17 protein-coding genes are annotated in these 23721 nt (G+C 68.6%); 10 read left to right on the top strand and 7 right to left on the bottom strand.

Annotated elements, in window-relative coordinates:
• Nucleotides 1-37 precede the first annotated feature (37 nt).
• The 5 genes from QRN19_RS01460 to gabT all read right to left on the bottom strand — a co-directional run bounded on the left by QRN19_RS01460 (nt 38) and on the right by gabT (nt 7422).
• Nucleotides 38-1615 carry an APC family permease gene (locus QRN19_RS01460; protein WP_285024762.1) on the bottom strand — a complete coding sequence of 526 codons (1578 nt, stop codon included), beginning with the start codon at nt 1613-1615 and terminating at the stop codon, nt 38-40.
• Nucleotides 1612-2508: a universal stress protein gene (locus tag QRN19_RS01465; RefSeq protein ID WP_285024763.1), complete on the bottom strand. Its 897-nt coding sequence runs from the start codon at nt 2506-2508 to the stop codon at nt 1612-1614. Before QRN19_RS01465 ends, QRN19_RS01460 begins: the two co-directional genes overlap by 4 nt.
• Nucleotides 2509-2728: 220 nt before the next feature.
• Nucleotides 2729-4087: a flavin monoamine oxidase family protein gene (locus QRN19_RS01470; RefSeq protein ID WP_285024764.1), complete on the bottom strand. Its 1359-nt coding sequence runs from the start codon at nt 4085-4087 to the stop codon at nt 2729-2731.
• A gap of 342 nt (nt 4088-4429) precedes the next feature.
• The gene (locus QRN19_RS01475) at nt 4430-5896 is read right to left on the bottom strand and encodes an NAD-dependent succinate-semialdehyde dehydrogenase (RefSeq protein ID WP_285024765.1); all 1467 of its coding nucleotides are present in this window, start codon (nt 5894-5896) and stop codon (nt 4430-4432) included.
• 161 nt (nt 5897-6057) lie between these two features.
• A complete protein-coding gene (gene gabT, locus QRN19_RS01480) occupies nt 6058-7422 on the bottom strand; it encodes a 4-aminobutyrate--2-oxoglutarate transaminase (protein ID WP_285024766.1) in 1365 nt (454 codons plus the stop codon).
• Between the two features lie 156 nt (nt 7423-7578).
• Between gabT and QRN19_RS01485 the strand changes: the two genes are divergently transcribed.
• The 5 genes from QRN19_RS01485 (at nt 7579) to QRN19_RS01505 (ending at nt 14944) form a co-directional block, all read left to right on the top strand.
• Entirely contained in the window at nt 7579-9162 is a 1584-nt protein-coding gene (locus tag QRN19_RS01485) for a PucR family transcriptional regulator (protein ID WP_285024767.1), read from the top strand.
• Nucleotides 9163-9272: 110 nt separating this feature from the next.
• Nucleotides 9273-10343 carry a ThiF family adenylyltransferase gene (locus tag QRN19_RS01490; protein WP_285024768.1) on the top strand — a complete coding sequence of 357 codons (1071 nt, stop codon included), beginning with the start codon at nt 9273-9275 and terminating at the stop codon, nt 10341-10343.
• The gene (locus tag QRN19_RS01495) at nt 10330-11421 is read left to right on the top strand and encodes an AAA family ATPase (protein WP_285024769.1); all 1092 of its coding nucleotides are present in this window, start codon (nt 10330-10332) and stop codon (nt 11419-11421) included. Before QRN19_RS01490 ends, QRN19_RS01495 begins: the two co-directional genes overlap by 14 nt.
• A gap of 169 nt (nt 11422-11590) precedes the next feature.
• Complete coding sequence (locus tag QRN19_RS01500; RefSeq protein WP_285024770.1) at nt 11591-12766, top strand: MFS transporter; 1176 nt, start codon at nt 11591-11593, stop codon at nt 12764-12766.
• Nucleotides 12767-12892: 126 nt separating this feature from the next.
• Entirely contained in the window at nt 12893-14944 is a 2052-nt protein-coding gene (locus QRN19_RS01505; RefSeq protein WP_285024771.1) for a bifunctional lysylphosphatidylglycerol flippase/synthetase MprF, read from the top strand.
• A 14-nt stretch (nt 14945-14958) separates the two neighbouring features.
• On the opposite strand, the gene QRN19_RS01510 is transcribed toward QRN19_RS01505, so the two are convergent.
• Nucleotides 14959-16389 (bottom strand): alanine--tRNA ligase-related protein, encoded by a 1431-nt coding sequence (locus tag QRN19_RS01510; protein ID WP_285024772.1) that lies wholly within the window; start codon nt 16387-16389, stop codon nt 14959-14961.
• Between the two features lie 58 nt (nt 16390-16447).
• Nucleotides 16448-17599: an alpha/beta hydrolase gene (locus QRN19_RS01515; RefSeq protein ID WP_285024773.1), complete on the bottom strand. Its 1152-nt coding sequence runs from the start codon at nt 17597-17599 to the stop codon at nt 16448-16450.
• Between the two features lie 261 nt (nt 17600-17860).
• Here QRN19_RS01515 and QRN19_RS01520 point away from each other — a divergent pair, with 261 nt between their 5' ends.
• The 5 genes from QRN19_RS01520 to QRN19_RS01540 all read left to right on the top strand — a co-directional run bounded on the left by QRN19_RS01520 (nt 17861) and on the right by QRN19_RS01540 (nt 23707).
• Entirely contained in the window at nt 17861-18781 is a 921-nt protein-coding gene (locus QRN19_RS01520) for a phosphate/phosphite/phosphonate ABC transporter substrate-binding protein (protein ID WP_285024774.1), read from the top strand.
• A gap of 117 nt (nt 18782-18898) precedes the next feature.
• A complete protein-coding gene (gene phnC, locus QRN19_RS01525) occupies nt 18899-19894 on the top strand; it encodes a phosphonate ABC transporter ATP-binding protein (RefSeq protein ID WP_285024775.1) in 996 nt (331 codons plus the stop codon).
• The gene (gene phnE / locus QRN19_RS01530) at nt 19894-21651 is read left to right on the top strand and encodes a phosphonate ABC transporter, permease protein PhnE (RefSeq protein WP_285024776.1); all 1758 of its coding nucleotides are present in this window, start codon (nt 19894-19896) and stop codon (nt 21649-21651) included. Before phnC ends, phnE begins: the two co-directional genes overlap by 1 nt.
• Complete coding sequence (locus QRN19_RS01535) at nt 21648-22910, top strand: TIGR03364 family FAD-dependent oxidoreductase (protein WP_285024777.1); 1263 nt, start codon at nt 21648-21650, stop codon at nt 22908-22910. The genes phnE and QRN19_RS01535 overlap by 4 nt, the downstream gene beginning before the upstream one ends.
• On the top strand, nt 22907-23707 hold the full coding sequence (locus tag QRN19_RS01540; protein WP_285024779.1) for an HAD family hydrolase: 801 nt from the start codon (nt 22907-22909) through the stop codon (nt 23705-23707). The genes QRN19_RS01535 and QRN19_RS01540 overlap by 4 nt, the downstream gene beginning before the upstream one ends.
• The last annotated feature ends 14 nt before the right edge of the window (nt 23708-23721 follow it).

Consider the following 23721-nt stretch of genomic DNA (forward strand, 5'->3'; position numbering starts at 1 on the left):
GACGGCGGTGCGTCGGACGGGCGTCGAGGTCATCGGGTCATTCCGGGAGGGCGGCGTCCGCTTCGTTCGCGTCGCCGGCGATGCCGCGGGCGAGCGTCTTGTTGCGGAAGAAGTCCGGTCGGAGCTTCGCCTGGATGAGCATGATGACGATGCCCGCGACGATGATGATCATGCCGAGGATGAACACGAGCCCGACACCGCCGATGTTCGACCCGGAGCCGTAGTCGGGGTCGGCGCTCTCGGTGATCGTCGTGAAGAACAGCACGCCCAGGATGAGCCCGCCGACGAGCGGGGAGAAGAACTGGAAGAAGAAGTTCCGTGCGCTCGAGAACCACTGCTTCCGGAAGTACCAGACGCACGCGAACGCCGTCAGGCCGTAGTAGAAGCAGATCATCATGCCGAGGGTCGTGATCGTGTCCCAGAGCACGTCCTCGGAGATGAAGCGCATGACCGCGTAGAACACCGACGCGACGACGCTGGAGACGATCGTCGCGTAGCCGGGGGTGAAGAACTTCGGGTGCACCTTCGAGAACTTCGGCGACAGCGCGCCGTAGTGTCCCATCGCGAGCAGGGTCCGCGCGGGGGAGACGAACGTCGACTGCAGCGAGGCGGCCGAGGACGACAGCACCGCGATCGACACGAGGATCGCGAGCGGACCGAGGATGGACCCCGCGAGCGAGAAGAACACGTTGCCCTGGATGTCCTCGTTGCCGAGCCCGAACTCGCCGTCGCCGACGCCCGCGTAGTTGATGAGCGCGACCGACAGGAACAGGTAGAGGACGACGATGATGACGACCGTGGCCGTGGCGGCCTTGCCGGGCGTCGAGCTCGACCCCTTCGTCTCCTCGCTCATCGTCAGCGTGACGTCCCAACCCCAGAAGATGAAGATGGAGAGCGAGAGGCCGGCAGCGAAGGCGCTGAACGAGCCGACGGCGAACGGGTTGAACCAGTCGAGCGAGATCGGGAGGGCGTCGAACGCGTCCCCGCCCGCGACGTGCGCGAAGGCGACGATGCCGAACAGCACCATCACGAGCAACTGGAAGCCCACGAGCACGTACTGCAGCTTCTGCGTCGTCTGCATGTCGCGGTAGGAGATGAGCGTCGCTCCGAGCATGAACGCCAGACAGGTGATGACGTTGATGAACGGGTTCGACGTGAGCCCCGCGATGTCGGGGTTCTGGAAGATCTGCGACAGCATCAGGTAGAAGAAGTCGACCGCGATGCCCGCGAGGTTCGAGAGCACGACGATGGTCGCGGCGATGAGGCCCCAACCGGCCATCCAACCGACCCACGGGCCGAACGCGCGCGTCGCCCAGGTGAACGAGGTGCCGGAGTCCGGCATGCGGCTGTTGAGCTCCCGGTAGCCGAAGGCGACGAGCAGCATCGGGATGAAGCCGACGAGGAAGATGGCCGGCACGTGGGTGCCGACCTCCGCGACGGTCGGACCGAGGGCACCGGTCAGGGTGTACGCCGGCGCGATGCACGAGATGCCGATGACGATCGCGCCGACGAGGCCGACGGTGCCGGCGCCCAGGCCCTTCTTGGAGAGGGCGCCGGTCGCGGTCGTCTCGGGGTGGGCAACGTCGCGCGGTGGGGTGGTTTCGGGAGGAGTCATGTCGGGTCTCCGAGGGTCAGCACGGAGTCGCGGGGCACGACCACCATGGGTACGGGGAGCTCACGCAGCATCTTCGCCGCCGTGGAGCCGAGGAAGAGGTGCTTGGGGGTGGCCAGTCGGCTGGAACCGACGAGCACGATCTCCGCGGGCTTCCACTCGAGGTTCGCGACGGCGTCCTCGATGCGGGTGCCCGAGGCGATCTCGGTGGTCACGTCGATGTCCTTCGGCAGGTGTTCGGTCGCGTAGGCGAGGACCTCCGCAGCGTGTGCCTCGGCACGGGCGGTCGCCTCGGGGTGCTCGGCGCCCTCGGGCTGGTCGAGCGCGACGAGCGAGACCAGGCGGAGCGGGATGACCGCGTTCTTGGTGACGACGATGGCCGCGTCGAGCAGCTCGTGCGCGCCTGCCCGGGTGCCGATCGCACAGGTGATGCGGCTGACCGTGCCGCCGGTGGGCTGCGCCTCGAGGAGGTCGCGGCTACCGACGGGGGCGAGCGCGACGGGGACGACCGCCGAGTGCAGGAGCGTGTTCGCGACGCTGCCGAGCGTGAACCGGCCGAGGATTCCGCCGCGCGCCGCACCGATGATGATGAGCCCGCCCTCGAGGATGCGGGAGGCCTCCAAGAGGCCCTCCGCGAACGACTCGTCGTACACGAGGTGCGTCTTGGCCGTGATGTCGGCGGGGACCGCGTCGAGCGCCTCGGCGAGCCAGCGTTCGGCCGTCTCACGGAGGAACCGTTCGTAGCCGGGATCGGCCGGGGTGATCGTCGGGCGCTCCTCGTTCGCGAGCACGAGGACGATGTCGAGCCGGGCGCCGGTGGTTCGAGCGATCCGGATGCCGAGCGCGAGCGCGTCGCGTCCCGCCGGCGTATCGGTGTAGCCAACGATGTATCTCATCTGGTGTTCGCTTTCGATCGGGTGCGCCCTTCGACAGGCTCAGGAACCGCTTGTCGACGGGCTCGGGAGCCGCCTGTCGAAGGGCGGGACCGGGACCAGGATGCACGGCGGTGTGCGGGTGTTTCGTTGGTGCAGGGTATCGACGGGGGTGGCCCTTCGACAAGCTCAGGAACCGGAGGAGGTGGGCGGGGAGCGGAGCGGGCCCCGCTCCCCGGATCGCTTACGCCTGGTGGCGTGCGATGATCGCCTCGGCGGTGTCGGCGCCCTTGCGGATCGCGCCGTCCACGTGCTGGTAGCCCTCGGCGGCGAGATCGCTCGTCGACCAGAAGATCGGACCGACCGGCGTCGACTGCATGGCGCCGTAGCGCGAGAGGCCACCGAGGTCGAAGCTGGCGGCGTACGCGCCTCGTGTCCACTCCTCGCTGCCCCAGTCGCTCTCGTAGTAGACGGCGGGGGAGAGGGCATGCTCGCCGTAGTAGTGGGACAGCGAGGTGAGGATCCGCTCGCGGCGCTCCTCGGCGCTCAGCTTGAAGACCTCGTCGGCGCGCTCGTCCGAGACGAACCCGACGAGCGTGCCGCGCGGGTCCTCGTGGTTGGTGTTGTCATACGCCTCGTGGACGAGCTCGTAGGGGCTGAACGCGGTGGCCGAGAGGCCGTCCTCGCGCCAGAACGGCGTCTCGTACACGGCGTGGACCTTGATGACGAGCCCGAGCGACATGTGCTGGTGCATCTGGTGGCTGAGGCGCGGCAGCGGCGGCTGGAAGTCGATGCGGGAGTAGAGGTTCGGCGGGACGGCGACGATCGCGTACCGCGCGTTGACCGTCACGCTGTCCGCCTCGGCCGAGACGCCGGCGTCGGACCACTCGAGGCGACGCACGGGCGAGGACAGGTGGACGTCGTCGCCGAGGGCCTCGGCGAGCTTGATCGGGACCTGCTGCAGGCCGCCGACGACGCGCTTGTCGAGGATGAAGTCGGCCTCGACGAGGTGGGTGAAGCTGCCGGCGGACGCCGCCATGAGGAGCGCCTGCAGGAGCGAGAAGGAGTGGGAGGGCTTCGTGAGCATCGCGGCGGCGATGAAGAGGGCGATGTTGTCGCGCGCCTCGACGTCGTCCGTCTGCTCGGCGAGCCAGGCGCTCCAGGAGATGCGGTCGTACTCCTTCGCCCGGGCGTGCGCCCACGGCTCGGTGACACCGACCTCCTCGACGAGCTCGTCGAGGAGGGTGATGAGTCGCTCCATCTCGGCCGCGGTCGACTCCGCGACGGGGAAGATGTCGCCCGTGAAGCGGGTGCGCACGCCCTCGGCGTTGACGTAGACGCTGTCGCCCTCGCGGTACCGGGAGTAGGTGTCGAGTCCGAGCTCCTCGAGCGTGGCGAGCAGGGCGGTCTGGTCGGGGGAGACCCACTGGCCGCCCAGCTCGAGCATGGCTCCGTCGATGTGGTTCGTCCAGAGACGACCACCGACGCGGTCGCGCGCCTCGAGGACGGCGACCGACAGGCCCGCCGCGCGGAGCTTGGTGGCGGCCGTGAGCCCGGAGGCCCCGGCGCCGATGATGACGACGTCGCGTTCGATAGCGCTCATGAGGTGTCTTCCTGTTCGTGGCCCTTCGACAAGCTCGGGGACCGGGGTGGTGCTCGGGGACCCGGTGTCGCTGGGTGACCGGGGTGATGCTCGGGGACCGGGGTGTTGCCGGGTGACCGGGGTGGTGCTCGTGGACCGGGGTGTTGCCGGGTGACCGGGGTGGTGCTCGTGGACCGGAGTGGTGCTCGGGTAACCGGAGCATGCTCGGACGTTGGCCGGTGCTCGGGAGTGGCGCCGATAGTCGAGTATGGCGGATCCGGCGGTCGGATGGAATCGAGGATGGCGAAATCGCTGGTCGAATCGGCGATCAGCGACGGTTTCCGTTGCGTCGACCGCTGAAGATCAGCCGATGGGGGTCATGGTGTACTTCGTGTACAGATACTCGTGGATGCCCTCGAGCCCGCCTTCGCGACCGATGCCGGACTGCTTGATGCCGCCGAACGGGGCCGCCGCGTTCGAGATGACGCCGACGTTGAGGCCCATCATGCCGGTCTGCAGACGGCCGATCATGCGCTGGCCCCGAGCGAGGTCGGTGGTGAACACGTAGGAGACGAGTCCGTACTCGGTGTCGTTCGCGAGCCGCACCGCCTCGTCCTCGTCGTCGAACGGCACGATCGCGAGGACCGGGCCGAAGATCTCCTCGCGGAGGATGTCGGACCCCGGTACGACGCCGGTGACGACCGTCGGCTGGAAGAAGGTGCCCGGACCGTCGACGGCCTCGCCGCCGGTGAGGACCTCGGCGCCGCGCTCGACGGCGTCGCCCACGAGGGTCTTCGCCTTCGCGACCGCGCGGTCGTCGATGAGTGGACCGATCGTCACGCCGTCCTCGGTGCCGCGACCGATGCGGAACGCGTTCACCTTGTCGGTGACGCGCTTCGCGAACTCCTCCGCGACGTCGCGGTGGACGATGAAGCGGTTCGCCGCAGTGCAGGCCTGTCCGATGTTGCGGAACTTGGCGGCCATCGCGCCCTCGACGGCCTTGTCGAGGTCGGCGTCCTCGAACACGACGAACGGGGCGTTGCCGCCGAGCTCCATCGAGGTGCGGAGGACGTTCTTCGCGGACTGTTCGATGAGCTTCTGGCCGACGGCCGTCGATCCCGTGAAGCTCAGCTTGCGGAGCCGCGGGTCGGCGATGATCGGGCCGGAGACCGCGGAGGAGCTGGAGGTGGTGATGACGTTCACGACGCCTGCGGGGAGCCCGGCGTCCTCGAGCAGCTTCACGAAGTACAGGGTCGTGAGCGGAGTGAGTTCGGCGGGCTTGACGACGACCGTGCAGCCGGCGGCGAGGGCTGGTGCGATCTTGCGGGTCGCCATCGCGAGCGGGAAGTTCCACGGGGTGATGAGGAAGCACGGGCCGACGGGGTGCTGCGAGACGGTCATCATGCCGGTTCCCTCGGGGTTCGACCCGTAGCGTCCGGAGATGCGGACGGCCTCCTCGGAGAACCAGCGGAGGAACTCACCGCCGTAGGTGACCTCGCCGTTCGCCTCGGCGAGCGGCTTGCCCATCTCGAGCGTCATGAGGAGGGCGAACTCCTCGCGACGCTCCTGGAGGAGGTCGAAGGCCTTGCGGAGGATGTTCGAGCGGGTGCGTGGGGCGGTCGACGCCCACTCGTCCTGGGCTGCGACGGCTGCGTCGAGGGCCGCGGTGCCGTCGGCGACCGAAGCGTCCGCGATCGTCTTGATGACGTCGCCGGTGGACGGGTCGCTCACGTCGAGCGTCGCGCCCGCCGTCGCGTCGCGCCAGACGCCTCCGATGAAGAGGCCGTTCGGGACCTTGGCGAGCAGATCGGTTTCACGTGCGTCGGTCATGGGTGGAGCTCCTTGGTGGTGTCGGTGCCGTCGGTCACAGTGTTTCAGCGTGCATGCCGCTCGACAAGCTCGGGACGATCACATCGGTCCCTGAGCTTGTCGAAGGGCGGGGGCCCGTCGGTCCCTGAGCTTGTCGAAGGGCGGAACCGGCGGGCGTGGCGTCAGTTCGCGGCGAGCGCCTCGAGGACGACGTCGAGTCCTTCGTCGAGCAGTTCGAGGGGGATGGTCAGCGGCGGGAGGAAGCGGACCACGTTGCCATAGGTGCCGCAGGTGAGGACGATGACGCCGGCCTGGTGGGCGGCCTTCGCGACGCGTGCCGTGAGGGCGGCGTCGGGCTCGCCGGTGGCTGGGTCGACGAACTCGACCGCCATCATGGCGCCGCGCCCGCGGATGTCGCCGATGCGGGGGTCGGAGGCCTGTGCCGCGGTGAAGCGGTCGACGATGCGGCTTTCGATCGCCCGGGCCGAGGCTGCGAGGTCCTCCTCCTCGTACGCTTCGATCGCCGCCAGGGCGGCGACACAGGCGAGTGGGTTGCCGCCGTAGGTGCCACCGAGGCCGCCGGCGTGCGGGGCGTCCATGATGTCCGCGCGTCCGGTGACGGCGGAGAGCGGCAGGCCGCCCGCGATGCCCTTGGCGGTGATGATGAGGTCGGGCACGATGTCGAAGTGCTCGGAGGCGAACAGCGCACCCGTGCGGGCGAAGCCGGTCTGCACCTCGTCGGCGATGAAGACGACGTCGTTCGCGCGGGCCCAGTCGAGGAGGGTCGGCAGGAAGCCGTCCGCCGGGACGATGAAGCCGCCCTCGCCCTGGATGGGTTCGATGATGATCGCAGCGAGGTTGTCGGCGCCGATCTGCTTCTCGATCTGGGTGATCGCGCGCTGTGCCGCCTCGGGGCCGGTCAGTCCGCCGTCGCGGAAGGGGTAGGACAGCGGTGCGCGGTACACCTCGGAGGCGAAGGGGCCGAAGCCGCTCTTGTAGGGCATGGACTTCGCGGTCAGCGCCATCGTCAGGTTCGTGCGGCCGTGGTACGCGTGGTCGAAGGCGACGACCGCCTGCTTCTTCGTGTGGCTGCGGGCGATCTTCACCGCGTTCTCGACCGCTTCGGCGCCCGAGTTGAACAGTGCCGTGCGCTTGGCGTGGTCGCCGGGGGTGAGGCGGTTGAGCGCCTCGGCGACCTCGACGTAGGAGTCGTAGGGGGTGATCGTGAAGCAGGTGTGGGTGAACTCCTGCAGCTGTCGGGTGACGGCCTCGACGACGCGCGGGTTGCTGTTGCCCACGCCGGTCACGGCGATGCCGGACCCCAGGTCGATCAGGGAGTTGCCGTCGACGTCGACGAGGACCCCACCGCCCGCGCCGGCGGCGAACACCGGCATCGTGGTGCCGACGCCGGACGCGACCGCGGCGTGCTTCCGGGCCATGAGTTCCTCGGAGATCGGTCCGGGGATGGCGGTGACGAGGCGACGTTCCTGGGGGAGCGAGGGCCCGCCGAGGATGGAGGGCGCGGGGGCTGCGGTGCTGCTCGTCATCGGTACTCCTTCGGCTGCCGCGTCCGGCGAGGGCGCCGAGGTCGTCCGCGAGCAGTGCCACCAGGCTAGGCAGCGGCTCGCGTCGAGGCAGTCGACAGTCTGTCCATGGAGCTGGCATCGGTTGGACGATCCGACATCCGTGCGTAGACTCACGCCATGGCACCGACGCTGCAGGACCTCCTCGACCACCGTGCGCTCGGCCTGAAGCTCGTGGTGGCGGGGTCCGAGGGCGCGCTCGACCGGCAGGTCGCCTGGGTCTCGGGGTCAGACCTGCCGGACCCCACGCCCTTCCTCCTCGCCGACCAGGTGCTGCTCACGACGGGCACGCAGTTCGGGACCGCGGTGTCGACGACGCAGGTCGAGGCATACGTCGCCCGTCTCGCCGACGCCGGTGTCGCCGGACTGGGGTTCGGCACCGAGGTGATCACGGCCGGGACGCCGCCGGAGCTCGCCGAGGCCTGCGCGGCGCACGGGATGCCGCTCATCGAGGTCCCCTACCGCACCCCCTTCATCGCCGTGATCCGGTACGCGGCCGACCTCCTCACCGAGGCGGCGCGGGCGAGGGACGCGTGGGCCCTGGGCGCCCAGCGCGCCATCGCGTTCGCCGCGCTCCGACCCGACGCTACGGTCGCCGTCGTCACCGAACTCGCGCGGTCCCTCGGCGCCTGGGTCGTGCTCTTCGACGCGCATGCGACCCCGGTGGCGATCGCGGGCGACGGGCCCAGCGACGGCCCCGAGACCGAACGCCTGCTGGAACGGGTGGCCGGCGAAGCCACCATGCTCCTGAGTCGCGGACAGCGGTCGGGTGCGACGCTCGCGAGCCGCACCCGCACGGTGTCGCTGCAGACCCTCGGCCGGCGCGGGGACCTCCGCGGCGTGCTCGCCATCGCCGGGACCGACGGCCCGTTGGACGCCGCGGCCCAGAGCGTCGTGACCTCCGTCGTCGCCATCGCCGGGCTCACCCTCGAGCAGGGCGGCGCGCTCGGACGGGCGGGGCGCTCGCTGCGCACCGGTGTCTGGCAGCTGCTGCGCGCCGGACAGACCCCCGCGGCCCGCGAGGTCGCTGAACAGCTCGGTACGCCGTTGCCGACCGGAGCGGTTCGTGTCGGCGTCTGCTCCGGGCCGACCGAAGGGCGCGAGGCGCTCCTCACCGAGCTGGAACGGGCCGAGACGCTCAGTCCGGGTTCGCTCTTCGTCGCCGAGCAGGACGGACGGCCCGTCCTCCTCCTCGCAGCGGCCGACGGGGACACCGAGACGGACGTCGATCGGGCGGTCGAGGCGGTGATCGCGGCGGCCCCCGCACGGCGGCTCGGCCTCTCCCGATCCCTCGCGCTCGCTGATCTGACGACGGGGATCGAGCAGGCGGTCTCGGCGCACGAGCACGCCGTCGCCGCTGGGGAGTCCGTCGTGCGGTTCGGGGCGCTCGCCGCAGCGGGGATGGCGGGGCTGCTCGACCCAGTCCGCGCCGCCGCCGTGGCCGAGGAACTGCTCGAGCCCGTGCTCCGCGTCGACCGCGAGGAGGGCTCCGACCTCGTGCCGAGCCTCCGGGGCTGGCTCGAGGCGAACGGTCAGTGGGAGCCCGCCGCGCGGCGACTCGGGATCCATCGACACACGCTCCGCAACCGCATCACCCGGGTGGAACAGGTGCTCGGGCGACCGCTCGACACCTTCGCCGCTCGGGCCGAACTCTGGCTCGCGCTGGTCAGCCTGGGAGCCTCCGGTTCGGTCATTCCACGCTGACGTGCACCGATCCTCGTTCGCCCGCCGTGGCCAGGCGTGGCCTGCGAGCGGCTCCGATTCGTTTCGAAATTTGAGTTGACGACCAACTAAGATCCCCATATATTCAACATATGACTGGACAAGAGCTCCCTTTGCGGCTGAACTACTCGCTCATGGTCGCTGAAACCGATGATGGACTTGCGCTCCATGTCGCGGACGCTGAGCCCTTCACTGTCCGCGGCGACTACGCTCTTCTCCTCGCTGTCCTCGGTGCGGTCAATGCCGCTCGCAACGAATCAGAGATCGCCGCAGTGCTGGCAGATGCCTATACCGAGGAACGGGTGCGAGAGGTTCTCTCCTTCGCTCGTGCTCACAACCTGTTGAAGTCCGTGGCTCTGACGGATCGCATAGTCGCCGAGAGTCTCGGCAAGTGGGACAGGCAGATCAGAAACTTCACCAACCTCAGCGGCATCGATGATGATGCGGCAGTGGACCTGCACCGCCGGCTTGTGAATGCACACGTACTCATCGTCGGTGTTGGTGGTGTCGGAGGCTATGTGGCATCTGCTTCCGCCATGATCGGTGTCGGCCGGATATCTATCGTCGACTTCGACTCGGTGGAGCTCAGCAACACATCGCGTCAAGTGTTGTATACGGAGGCAGACATTGGGCGGCGCAAGCTTGATGTGGCTGTTTCGGAACTCACTCGTAGAGCCCCTAGTGCATCGATTCATGCTGTCGACTGCGAGATCACGGATGATCAATCCATGGTCGAGGTGGTCGAGACAGCCAAATCCCTCAACGGGGCAATCGATTTGTTGGTCCTCTGCGCCGATCAACCGCGAGGAGAGATCGCAAATATTGTGGACCGTGCCAGCCAGTCGGCAGGTGTTCCTTTTCTCGTCTGCAGTCCTCATGATTTCTCGCACGCCTCAGTCGGACCACTCGTCATCCCGGGCATCACCAAGAGCTACTCTGATGCGTTCCCCAGTACCAGAATTAGAACAGACAATGTGCTCGTACAGGCGGTGAATGCACAATTCATCGCGAACATCATGGAGCCCTACAACGGAATCGCCGCAAAAATGGCGATGATTGAAATCGTCAAGTTTATCACCGGCTACGCTCGTCCATTTGTTCAGGACCGCGTGGTCAACCTTGATACCGCCGATTGGTCCGTGACCGTCCATGAGATCGACTAACTCGGAGGCTCTTCCAGTTGCCGTCCGATCTGCCGAGAACACCTACGAAGCGCTGAGCGTTCTCAAGAAGCGGGGATTTATTGACCTCGATCTTGCGACGGTAGATGCACGCCGCTACGCATCGGATGGGCCGGCACTACGACGTATTCTCGATGAGGCTAAGACGGTAGGTGAATTCCTGAAGAGGCTACCCGAGCTTGGTGCGGAGTTCGGCTGCCTCATCGAGCGGTTGGAGCAGGTCGGCGGCCGCAGTTCGGTGTGGTCCGGTAACGACGAGAAGCAGCCGCAACGTCCGCAATTCTTACAGCCGATGATTCCGTGGCGCGGGTCAGCTGCACGCACCTTGGAGCTCGCCGCCGCAGAGATTGTCCTCTCGAAGAGGACGAGGAACAACCTCCTGGTTTGTGGGCCCGCCGGCAGCGGAAAGACGGCGCTCGTGGAGCTGATCGCAGAATCGCGTCCGGAACTCGGACCATTCTGGCGAGTCGACTCTGGTGCGCTCGTAGGCGGGACGAAGCACCGAGGAGAACTCGAGGAACGCCTCCGCGATCTGTATCGCTATGCCCTGGCGACGGGATCCGTCATGTTCATCGACGAAATCCATGCGCTCGCTCGGATGGGTGTCGCAGAAGGATCGATCAGCGCGCTCGACGTACTCAAGCCATATCTCGTCGACCCTCACTTTCGCGTCATCGGAGCGACCACGACGCTCGAGCTCCCGTTCGTCATAGCCGACCCCGCGTTCCATCGACGATTCTCCGTCCTGCATATCAAGAGCCTCACCCGCGAACAGCTTCGTACCGTGTTTACCGATTACCTGTCCACCTCCCTCGAACTGGTCCCGCTCAAGTCCAGCTTCGACGCAATCATCGAGTTTGTGGACGTCATCAGATCCGATACAAGTCGGGTCGACGCGATGCTCGATTTCCTGGAGCACGGAGAGGCCTGGATCCGCGTACACGGGGCGTCCGGAATTGAAACGAGCGCGCTTTTCAGATCGATCTCGTCGAGCTACGAGGAGTTCCGAGCCTGTCGAGATCCTTCTTCAGGACAGCACAGGAGAGGAGGTGAAGGATGAACAACGACACTCAGCTGGTTGCAGGTGCGTTCGCGATCGTGGCAACCGACGCGCAGACTGTGACCGCCATGCGTAACAACGCTTCAACGCCGTAAATCACGGGTGGGCGGAGCGGTCGCTCCTGGCTGCTCCGCCCGTTCCCGTCATGGAGAGGGACCTTCGCGTGCGTATGAGTGCGTACTTCGGCGTGAGTGCCGGCTTCACCATCGGTCGTGTGCTTCCGCAGGCGGTGCTGACGCCGATCTTGTTGGAGAAAGGCCTCCGGTTCGACACGATCATCTGGACGCAGCTGATCTACATGGTCGTTCTCATGGTGACCCAGTTCCCGGCTGGACTGCTCGCTGACAGGTACTCGCGCAAGCGCCTGTATGTGCTGTCGATCCTCGTCGTGGGCGTGGCATACAGCATCATCTGGTGCGGCGACGGGCTTGCAGCCATGTGCAGCGCCTGGGCGATCTACGCCGTCGGCATGGCACTGAACGGCTCGACGATGGACATCCATTTCGCAACCTTGCTCCGCGAGGATGACCAAGCGTTCCGCAGGTTCTTCGTCGTCGATCGGAATGTGGTGCTCTGTGCCACGATCGCTAGCGCCAGTGCGACGACGGTGCTGTATCCGCTTGTCGCGTCCGACGTGTACGTCCTGTCGGTCGCGTTGTTCGTCGGTTCGGCAGTCTGGGGTGCATTCTGCCTGCCGGAAACAGCAGTGGTCCGCCGATCCAGAATGGAGCCGCCGCCACGACTTCTCGCATCGCTACGAGAGGATCGTTACATCGTGTCAGCGGTCCTTCTCGTCGCCCTGACGCAGTTGGCATTCACGCCGTTCTTTCAGATGTGGCAGATGGTCTTTCTCGATTCAGGCCTGACCGCTGCATGGTTCGGACTGATCTTCGTGCTCTTCCAGTGCGTCAACATCGCCGCGAACGCCGCGTGGAGACGCCTGCCTCACCGGACCTGGATGAGTCTTGCGCTGCTGTGCCTGATCGCCCTCATCGGTTGTGGAATCGTCGCATTCGACAGCCTGATTCGCGTCCTCCTCGTCGTCATCCTGCCCTTCCCGCTGTTCCTGTACTCGAATTCGCTGGTGTTCTCGCTGCAAACGCGCGCGCCTGCAGCTTTGCTGTCCTCCATGAACGCCCTCATGGGCACGGGCAACACCATCGGTGCGTTCCTGATGCTCGGTCTGAGCCTGCTCGGACTGCAGGTGTTCACCCCGGGAATGCTCCTCGGCATCAGCCTGATCATCTGTGCGGTCGCGTCAGTCGCATTGCTGACCGGGTCGATCGTCGCTCGGAATCTGCAGCGCCGTGCAGCTGTTTCGACGGAGCCGGACCACACTCGGTGACATCTGCTCTGGCTCGCGCTGGTGAGCCTGCAGGACAGCGGCGCGTTGCGGTCTGACACGCCGGTTCTGTAGCCTCGACCGCACGGCGCGCGTGTGCTCCGTGGAACCACGAAGGGGGCAGCGCGCATGAGGATCCGAACGGTGGTCGCCCGGGTGCCGGTCACGATCGCCCTGGTGCTGATCGTCCTCGTCGTGGGCGTCGTCGGGCATGGCCTCTGGGAGTCGACGACGGCGCAACCATGGTGGGACGCGGTCGCCTACGGCTTGCCAGCGTTCGAGGCCGGGCGTTGGTGGACCCCCGTCACCGGGACGTTCCTCGTCGTGGAGCCGTGGGCCTACGTGTTCGCGGTCATCGGGTTCGCCTGGGTCGGCCTGCTGGAGTGGTGGCGGGGATCGAAGGTGGCGCTCATCACCTTCGCCGCCGGTCAGCTCGTCGCCGTCCTCGCCACCGCCGGGTTCCTCTGGGCCGCGAGTCAGCTGCCCTGGCCCTGGGCGACGAGCCTCGCCGGGATGCTCGACGTCGGTCCGTCCGGCGGGACGATGGCCTGCTTCGCCGCCTGTGTGTCGCTCTTCGCCTCGCCCTGGCGGCAGCGGGGCTGGATCATCGTCGCGTCCTACGCCGCGATCGGGGTCCTCTTCATCGGCTCGCTCGCGGACCTCGAGCACGCCTTCGCCGTGCTCTTCGTCCTCGCAGTGAACCGTTCCTTCCGGATCCAGCGGGCCAGCGTCCGCGAGCGCCGACTGCTCGCGTTCACGACGAGCGTGGCCCTCGGTGTCGTCCAGATCGTCGCCCTGCTCGTGCCGACCAACGGCCCGTTCGGTCCGACCGCTCCGGCGGAGGGCCCGTGGCTCGACGTCGCGATCGACACGGTCGTGATCATCCTGGTCGCCAACGGCCTGCGGCTCGGTCGCCGCTGGGCATGGGTGCTGAGCGTCGTCTGGGCGATCCTCAACGTCCTGGTCGCAGTCCTGTACCTGGCGCTGTCGCCGCTGGACCCCGCCGAGCTCCCGATCGACTGGGGCGACACCGACGTGTTCCTGGCGACGTCGGTGCTCTGGCTCGCCTTCCTCGTCTACCTCCTTGCGACCCGCAGCGCGTTCTCGTCCCACCGACGCCGGCAGCTCGGCGTCGGGCGCAAGCAGCAGCAGGACCTGCCGTCGGCGGACGACGCCCGAGCGCTCATCCGGACCGAAGGCGGCGGCTCGCTCTCCTGGATGGCCACGTGGGATGGCATGGAGTACTTCCGCACCTCGGTGGGCCTCGTGCCCTACCAGAAGCACGCCGGCGTCGCGATCGTGCTCGCCGACCCGCTCGGTCCTCCTGAGCACCTCCAGGCGAGCGTCGAGGAGTTCGTCCAGGCGGCCGAGCGCGACTCGCTCATCCCGTGCTTCTTCAGTTCCAGCCAGGCGACGAAGGACGCGATGCCCGAGGGATGGCGCGACCTCATCATCGCCGACGACACGATCGTCGACCTCCCGGGTCTCGCGTTCACCGGTAAGGCCTGGTCGAACATCCGCACGGCGCTCAACAAGGCCGAGCGCGAGGGGATGGTCTTCCGGATGAGCACGTACGCCGCCGAGACCTGGGGCGTCCGACAGCAGATCCGCGCCATCTCCGAGGGCTGGGTCGGCGACAAGGGTCTGCCCGAGATGCGGTTCACCCTCGGGACCCTGCAGGAGGCCGACGACCAGGAGGTCCGTCTGGCACTCGCAATCTCACCGGACGGCGACGTCGACGGCTTCCTCAGCTGGCTCCCGGTCTTCGGCCCCGACGGCGAGCACCGCGGGTGGACGCTCGACCTCATGCGGCGACGCGAGGAGGGCTTCGGCTCGGTCATGGAGTTCCTCATCGCCTCCTCGGCCAAGGTCTTCGCCGAGGAGGGCGCGCAGATCCTCTCGCTCTCGGGTGCGCCGCTCGCGCACCGGGTGGAGGACGACGAGGGCCGCATCGCGCACCTGCTGGGTCAGCTCAGCGGCATCCTGGAGCCCGTGTACGGCTTCTCGTCCCTCCACCGGTTCAAGCAGAAGTTCAACCCGCGATCGGAGCCGATCTACCTCCTGTACCGCGACGAGGGCGACCTCACCCGGATCGCCGCGGCGCTCACCCGTGCGTTCCTGCCGGACGCGACGCTCCGGCAGTTCGCCGGCGCCGGCATCGACATGCTCAAGCGCGACTGAGCGGAGACCGGCCCTCAGGCGGTGTCGCCGCCCGGGAGTCCGGCGGCACCGAGGTGCGTCGCCCCGCGGGACCGCGCACGCTGCTCGGCGAGGGCGGCGGCGAACTCCGTCTCCCAATCGGGAGCGACCTCGATGCCGAGACGCCCGGCCTCCTCGATGGTCAGCTCCTTCGGGAAGCCGTTCGTGTCCGACAGCCGGAACACGTCGTGTCCCGTCATGACCCGCCCGGTGTACCCCTGGACCATCTGGAGCCCTGCGCCCAGCGTGCGTCGGAACGACTGCTCCTCCTTGACGAGGACGGCGACGACCTCATCGCGGGCGGCGGCCACCTCCGGGTAGTCGTCGGCGTACAAGCCGGCGATGACGGGCACGATCTCGCCGAAGAAGTTCTCGTGGAGGTCGAGCGAGAGCGCGAGCCGGATCGCGCGTCGGAGCAGACGCCGCATGACGTAGCCCTGCTCCTTGTTCGAGGGACGCACACCGTCCACCGCGAGGAAGGTCGCACCCCGCAGGTGGTCGGCGATGATGCGCATGGCGGCGGTCTCATCCTCGTAGCGTTTCCCGGTGAGCTCCTGGAGTCGCTCGACGATGGGCCACAGGAGCGAGATGCGGAAGACGTCGTCGGAGTCGATCGACGCGGCGGCGATGCGTTCGAGGCCGCCGCCGAAGTCCACGTTGCGCCTGGCGAGTTCCTCGAACGAGCCGTCCTCGCGTCGGCGGTACTGCATGAACACCTGGTTGCCGATCTCCATGAACCGTCCGCCGTCGCTCGCGGGATGCGCGAGGCCGTAGGACGGGTCCTGGAACTCGGGGCCGAAGTCGTAGAACACCTCGCTGTCGGGGCCGCACGGGTCGCCGATCGGTGTGCCCTCGAGTGACCCGCCGCGGGACCACCAGTTCTCGCCGCCGTCGTAGAAGAAGATCCGCTCTCCGGGCCGCACCCCGCGGGCGTCACCGTCGGCCTGGGAGCCGATCTCCGCGATCCCGTTGGAGACCCCGCGCTCGGCGAACACCGACGCCCAGATCGACGCGGCCTCGTCGTCGCGTGGGATGCCGTTCGCGGGATCGCCGATGAAGCAGGTGACGGAGATCCGCTCCGGATCCAGCCCGACGATGTCGACCAGGAAGGTGAAGAACTGCCGGATCTGCGTCTCCTTGAAGTAGTCGCCGAGCGACCAGTTGCCGAGCATCTCGAAGAAGGTGGTGTGCCGGTTGTCGCCGACGTCTTCGATGTCCTGAGCCCGGACGCACGGCTGGCTGTCGGTCAGCCGCCGTCCATCGGGGTGATCCTCACCGAGGAGGTACGGCAGGAGCGCCTGCATCCCGCTGCCGTTGAACAGGGTGCTCGTGTCGCCGTGCGGGACGAGCGGTGCCCGCTTGATCAGCGCGTGGCCGTTCCGTTCGAGGAAGTCGAGGTAGGCGTTCCGGATCTCGTGGGCGTCCATGCCGATACGATTCCAGCTTTCCGGCCCGAGGGGAAGCCGTTGGGCTCGGCGAACCGACTCAGTCCGCGTCGTGGAGCGAGCGCAGGGCGGTCACGACGTCGTCGTGCCAGCGGCGGGCCGCAGGGAGCACGCCGCCGAAGATGGGGGTGTCGTGCGTCGCGCCCAGGTACATCGTCCCGCTCGCGTCGACGCCGTCGGCCCGGAGCGCGGCGAGGTAGGCCGCCCCGTCGCCGCGGAGCGGGTCGTACTCGGCCGTGAGGATCACGGCGCGGGGGAGGTCCGCGTGCGACCGGGCGAGCAGGGGCGACGCGTGCGGCTCCTTCGCCTGCCGGCGGTCGAGGAGGTAGGTCTTCGCGACGGAACGCAGCTCCTTGATCGCGAAGATCCGCGGGATGCCCATCTCCCGCACGGGACGGAGGTCGATGTGGCCGCCGGTGAGGTCCGTGACCGGCACCTCGAGCAGCTGGAGTCGGATGGGCAGCCGGCCGCGTTCGCGGTTCACGAGTGTGAGCGCCGCCGCGATGCTGCCGCCGGCGGACACCCCGGCGACGGCGATCCGCCCCGCGTCGATCCCGAGCGTCGTGGCCTGGGCGAACAGCCACTCGAGCGCCGCGTGGGCCTGCTCCAGCTGGGTCGGGTAGCGGTGCTCGGGAGCGAGCGCGTAGTCGACGGCGGCGATGACCACGCCGGCGTCGGCCGCCCGACGACGGAACCCCGCGTCGGTCGTCGGGTAGTCGATCCCGCCGATGCGGAACGCCCCACCGAAGAAGGACAGGACCGCGGGCACGGCCTGGTCGCCATCGGTCGTCGACGGGTGGTAGAGCCGGACCCGGACGTCGGGGAAGCCGGCGACCTGGATCGTGTGCTCCTCGATGCGCAGCTTCGGACCCGGGACTCCGACGGCCGCGAGCTCCTTCTTGTCCCAGTTCCGCGCGGCCTTGCGGTGCTGTGCGCGCGTCTTCTTGCGGCGGGGTGCGGCGGTGGAGGCCTTCGCCGTCGCGCTCGAGGGCTTCGCCTTCGGCCCGGCGGCCTTCGCCTTCGGGGAGGTCGCCGTCGGGTCTGCCGCTGCAGCGGGCTTCGGGCGCGCGACGGTGGTCGTCTTCGGCCGCAGGAAGAAGGCCTTCGCCTGCTCGAGTGCGGTCGAGATGAGGTAGGCGCGGTGCGTCCGCGCTCGTTCGACGAAGATCGGGTCGAGGGGCAAACGACTCACCTGCTCTGCTGCTCGGACGGGCGGATTCCAGCAGTCTAGGCGGCTCGGCAGACGACGACCGTGGCTTGCCTGATCGATCCTTCCGCGCGGCTTCACCTCCTGTTCACCGGGAGGCCCGGCCCTGTTCGGGTGCCGCTCGTAGCGTGATCACACGTACGGCACACAGCAGTGCCCGCGTCGGTCACTCGCGGTTCCGCTCCACCGGAGCCACGCGCGGAGCGGGCGGGTGCATCGGTCCCTCTGAAAGGTACGTCTCAGCACATGAAGCTCTCCCTCACCCGCGTCGCTGCGCTCGGCGCCGCCGCCCTCCTCTCGATCGGCCTGGCCGCCTGCTCGAGCGCATCCGCCAGCGACACCGGTTCCGCCGCTGCCGGGACCTTCGCCGTCGACGACCAGACCCTCGTGTTCGGGGTCGTCCCCGACTCGGTCGACACCCAGACCAACTACCAGCCGCTCATGGACTACATCGCCAAGGAGACCGGCAAGAAGGTCGAGTACCACGAGTCGACCGACTACGCGGCCCTCATCGAGGCGGCCGTCGCCGGGAAGATCGACGTCGCCTCCTTCTCCGGCTTCACCTACGTGACCGCGCTCAACAACGGGGCCAAGATCACGCCCATCTCGTCGATCATCACCGTCAAGGGGCAGGAGCCGGGCTACTACTCCGAGGCGATCGTCCCGAAGGACTCGTCGATCACGAAGATCGAAGAATTCACGGGCAAGAAGGTCTGCTTCGTCGACCCGTCCTCGACGTCCGGGTACCTGTTCCCGAGCTACAACCTGCTCGAGGCCGGCATCGACCCCGAGAAGGACATCACCCCGGTCTTCGCCGGCAAGCACGACGTCTCGGTGACGAAGACCGCCGAAGGCGTCGAGTGCGAGGCGGGCTTCGCCGAGGACTCCGAGGTCGAGAAGAACGACGGCGTGAAGGTCGTCGACCGCACCATGGTCCCCGGTGCGCCGATCGTCGAGTCCGACTCGCTGCCCGCCGACGTGAAGGAGAAGCTCGAGAAGGCCCTCTCCGAGGTCACGATCGACCAGATCATCGACGCCGGTGTGAAGAGCGCCGACAGCGACGCCTTCCGCGCGACCTTCTACGGAACCTCGCCGGTCGACGACGCGTACTACGACACCATCCGCGACATCTGCAAGAAGACCAACGCCAAGCAGTGCCAGGCCTGACCTGAGCTGGACCTCTGCACTTCGACAGGCTCAGTGACCGGTGCTCCGGTACCCGGTCACCGAGCCTGTCGAAGTGCGACATCCGCATCACCACCAACCTCACGAGAGGCAGCAGTCATGAGCGTCACCGAGCAGCAGGCGCGTCGCACCGCACCCGACGGAGCGGAACCGCTCGTGCGCCTCCGCGGGGTCACGAAGCGCTTCGACCGGACGGTCGCCCTGCAGCGCGTCGACCTCGACATCCATCGCGGCGAGATCGTCGTCCTGCTCGGTCTCTCGGGCTCCGGCAAGTCGACGCTCCTCCGCCACCTGGACGGTCTCGAGCAGCCCACCGCCGGGTCCGTCTCGGTCCTCGGCGACGAGGTGCCGGCCCTCGGGCAGCGCGCCCTGCGCCGACTCCGCGCCCGCGTCGGGTTCGTCTTCCAACAGTTCGAGCTGGTCCCGTCGCTCACCGTCCTCGAGAACGTCCTGACCGGTTCGCTGGCCGGCGTCCGCGGACCGCGCCTCGGCATCCTCGGGTACGGCCGCACCCTGAAGATGAAGGCGCTCGGACACCTCGACCGCGTCGGGCTCCTCGAACGCGCCTACCAGCGCGCCGACACGTTGTCGGGCGGTCAGCAGCAGCGCGTCGCCATCGCCAGAGCGCTCATGCAGGACCCCGAGATCCTCCTCGCCGACGAGCCCGTCGCCTCCCTCGACCCGGAGTCGAGCGAGCAGGTGATGGCCCTGATCCGCGAGATCGCCATCGACCGCGGACTGACCGTCGTGTGCAGCCTGCACCAGGTGGACCTCGCGCTCTCCTGGGGCGACCGCATCGTCGGTCTCCGTCACGGCGAGGTGGTCCTCGACACCACGACCGACGGCCTGTCGAAGACCGAGGTCATGGAGATCTACGGCCGGGTCGCGACGAGCACCCGTGAGCTGCAGGCGATCGCGGTGGAGCTGGAGACCGACGAGCTGCTCGGCGACCCCGACGACGACCTCCGCGGGCTGCTCGGCGTCGAGGAGCGCGTGGGCGAGGACGAACTGCCCGACGACCCGGAGTGGGAGTTCGACGCCGACGTCGACGGCCGCGAGCCCGACGAGCTCCGTCGACCCGGCAGGAACCGCTGATGGTCGTCACCGCGCCCGCGAAGACGGCGCCGCCCACGGGCCGGCCACCAGAGCTCTCCGGACCCGTCCCGGTCGGTCGGCTCCGGCCGCAGACGATCGCCGCCGTGCTCACGCTCGTCGCGCTGCTCGCCTTCTCGGTCTACTCGCTCCTCGAGGTCGGGATCTCGATCCCGAACATGGTGGCGAGCTGGGGCAACGCGGTCAACTTCTTCAACCGGGTGGGCGCGATCACGTTCCCGCCGCCCGGGGAACTGCTGTCGCTCACCGCCCTGACCCTGGGGATCGTGATCTCGGGCACCGTCCTCGCTGCGGTGCTCTCGATCCCGGTCGCGTACCTCGCGGCCGCGAACACGACCCCAGGACCGGCCTGGCGCGCGGTCGGTCGGTTCGTCGGCGTGCTCAGCCGTGCCGTGCCCGACGTCGTCATCGCGATGATCCTCGTGCTCATGTTCTCGCTCGGTTCGCTGCCCGGCATCATCGCGATCGGGCTGCACTCCGTCGGCATGATCTCAAAGCTCTTCGCGGACGCGATCGAGCAGGTCGACGAAGGGCCGCGACTCGCGATCCGGGCGGCCGGCGGCTCGAAGCTGCAGGAGTTCACCTCGGGAGTCCTGCCGCAGGTCCTCCCGTCCTGGGTGGCCACGGTCCTCCACCGCGGCGACATCAACCTGCGCGGTTCGGTCCTCCTCGGCTACGTCGGCGTCCTCGGCCTCGGCCGTGAACTGTCGCTCGCGTTCAAGTCACTCGACTACTCGCTCGGCATCGGACTCGCGATCGTCATCTTCGCCTTGTGCGTCGTCATGGAGATCGTGTCGAGCACCGTGCGGACCGTGATGCTCGGGGTGCAGCCGACCGGACGCGGACTCGGTGACCGCGTCGTGCGTCGGGTGGCCGCGGGCCGGGAGGCACGTCGCGCGGCGGGTGGGAGCAGGCTGACGGTCGCCACTCCGAGTGCCGAGTCCCGGATCGCCGCTGCAGCGAAGCGTCCGTGGACGCCGGCCCGCGTCCGCGACACCGTCGGTGCCTGGCTCGCCGTGGCGGTCGTGGTCTGGGGCGTCGTCGTGTCCGACATCCAGTGGGGCGACCTCGTGACGTTCTGGGCCAAGGCCCCCGACGTCCTCGTCCGTCTCTGGCCGCCGTCGTTCGGCATGCGCACGACGGAGCAGATGGTGGAGGCGATGTTCGAGACCGTCGCGATCGCCTTCGCGGCGACCCTCATCGCCCTCGTCTGCTCGATCGTCATCGGGTCCCTCGCCGCGCGGAACGTCGCACCGAACCGCGGCATCCGCACCGGCGCCCGGTTCGCGCTCGTCGGCATCCGCGGCATCCCGGAGCTCATCCTCGCGATCCTCCTCATCGTCGTCACCGGGCTCGGTGCCCAGGCGGGGACGCTCGCGCTCGGCATCTGCGGGATCGGCCTCCTCGGCAAGCTCATCGCGGACTCCTTCGAGGAGGTCGCGCCCGGACCCGAGCGCGCCCTGACCGCCGTCGGCGCGACGCGACCGCAGGTCTACGCCGCCGCGACGCTTCCGCAGGGCGCCCGTGCACTGGTCGGGCACACCTTCTACACGCTCGACACGAACATCCGCGCCGCGACGATGCTCGGCATCGTCGGTGGCGGCGGGATCGGCTACTACCTGATCCAGGCCGACCAGGGCGGGAACTACGACCAGGTCACGGCCTTCGTGCTGATGATCCTCGCGGTCGTCCTCGTCGTCGAGGGCATCGCCATGTGGATGCGGAGGGTGTTCTCGTGAACGGACGACGGATGAGCGGCGGGTCGTCGAACCCGCGGGTGGGCCTCGGTGTCGGGTCGCTCGGTGCGGCGGCGGACCGCGCCGACGTCGTGGTCGTCGGTGCCGGGATCGTGGGGCTGTCGGCGGCGCTCGCCGCCGTGGACGCCGGTGCCGAGGTCGTCGTCGTCGAACGCTCGGCCGAAGCCCAGGGCGCGTCGGTCCGCAACTTCGGCCATCTGGCGGCGACGCCGCAGGCCGGGCTCGCCTCGCGCCTCGCCGCGCGCTCGGCCGAGATCTGGCAGCGACTCGAACAGGACGCGGGCCTGTGGGTCCGGCGCTCGGGCACGCACGTGGTCGCCCGGCACCTCGACGAGCTGCGCGTCCTCGAGGACTTCGCGGCATCCCGTGCCCAGGCGGGGGCCGCGGCCGACGTCCGCCTGTACGAGGCGGCCGAGTTCCTGCAGCAGGTGCCGATCATCGCCGACGACGTGGTGGGCGGCGCCTGGCTCCCACGCGACCTCCAGGTCAACCCTCGTCAGGCCCTGGGCGCCGTCACGGCGTACTTGGAACGCCGCGGTGTCGAGTTCCGACGCCGGACGACCGTGACCGGACTGCGCTCCGGGTTCGTCGACACCAGCCGCGGCGTCATCGCCGCAGGCCTCACCGTGGTCGCGGTGAACCACGACATCGACACGCTGCTCCCCGAGCTGGCCGAGCGGGCGGTCGTCCGTCGATGCGCGCTCGACATGGTCCGGGTGCGCGCCGAGCTCCCGATGCCGATGCCGGCACCGCTCCTGACCGGGTGGTCGCTCCTGCGCTACGCGGGTTTCGCCGACTCACCGGCCATCCCGGCGCTCCGGGAACGACTGCAGCAGGACCACCCCGGACTCGCCTCACTCGACGTCAACCTCATGGCGACCCAGTTGCCGGACGGCTCGATCGTCCTCGGCGACACCCACAGCCGCGGCGAGGCGGTGTCCCCGTTCCAGTCCGAGCACGCCTTCGACGAACTCCTACGGGCCGGAAGCGAGCTGTTCGGGACGAGGCTCGACGTCCTCGAACGCTGGCAGGGTGTGTACGCCACCGCCCCGGAGGAGTTCCTCATCGACGAGCCGACCCCGGGTGTCCGCGTGGTCGCCGCGACGACGGGCATCGGGATGACCACCGGACCTGCGCTCGGCGAGCTGGCCGTCGCCGAGCACCTCGGCCCGACCTTCTCACCGGCGCAGCCGGCCAGTATCCGCGCCGCATCAGCCCACCTTCAGAAAGGCCTCTCGTGACCAGCACCGATCGATCCCAGCAGGACAGCACCACGGCTCCCGACCTCGTCGACGACGTGGAGACCGACCTCGACGACCTCGACGAGTTGGAGGACGGGTTCGACGACGCGCACGAGGACGACCTCCTGCTCGAACTGGTGGTCCTCGACCTCGCCGGGACGACGGTCTCGGACGACGGCGTCGTCGAGGACGCCTTCCGCGTCGCTGCGGAGACGATCGGCATCGACACCCAGGAGGCGCTCGACGCGGCCATCGAGCTCGTCCGCGACACGATGGGTCAGTCGAAGCTCGACGTGTTCCTCATGCTGACCGACGGCGACGAGGTTCGAGCCGCCTCCGGCAACGCCGCCTTCGAAGAGGCCTACGAGCGCCTCGTCGGCGAGGGGCGCGTCGCGGCGATCCCCGGAGCCGAGGACACGGTGCGTCGGCTTCGCGAACTCGGCGTGGGTGTCGTGTTCACGACCGGGTTCGCCCCGGCCACGCGCGACGCACTCCTCACGAGCCTCGGATGGTCCGAGCTCGCCGACGACGCCCTCTCGCCCGCCGACGCCGGCCGAGGGCGTCCAGCGCCGGACCTGCCGCTGACGGCGCTCCTCCGGTTCGGTGCAAGCGCCGTCGACACCGTGGTCGTCGTCGGCGACACGGCCAGCGACATGCTGTCCGGGGTGAACGCCGGCGCAGGGCTCGTCGTCGGGGTGCTCACCGGAGCGCACGACGAGGAGACGCTGCTCGCGGCGGGAGCCGACGAGATCATCACGAGCATCGCCGAGTTGCCCGCGCTCCTCGGTCTCGACTGAACGACCGACCGGGG

The organism is Plantibacter sp. ME-Dv--P-122b (assembly GCF_030209375.1).
Taxonomy (GTDB): Bacteria; Actinomycetota; Actinomycetes; order Actinomycetales; family Microbacteriaceae; genus Plantibacter.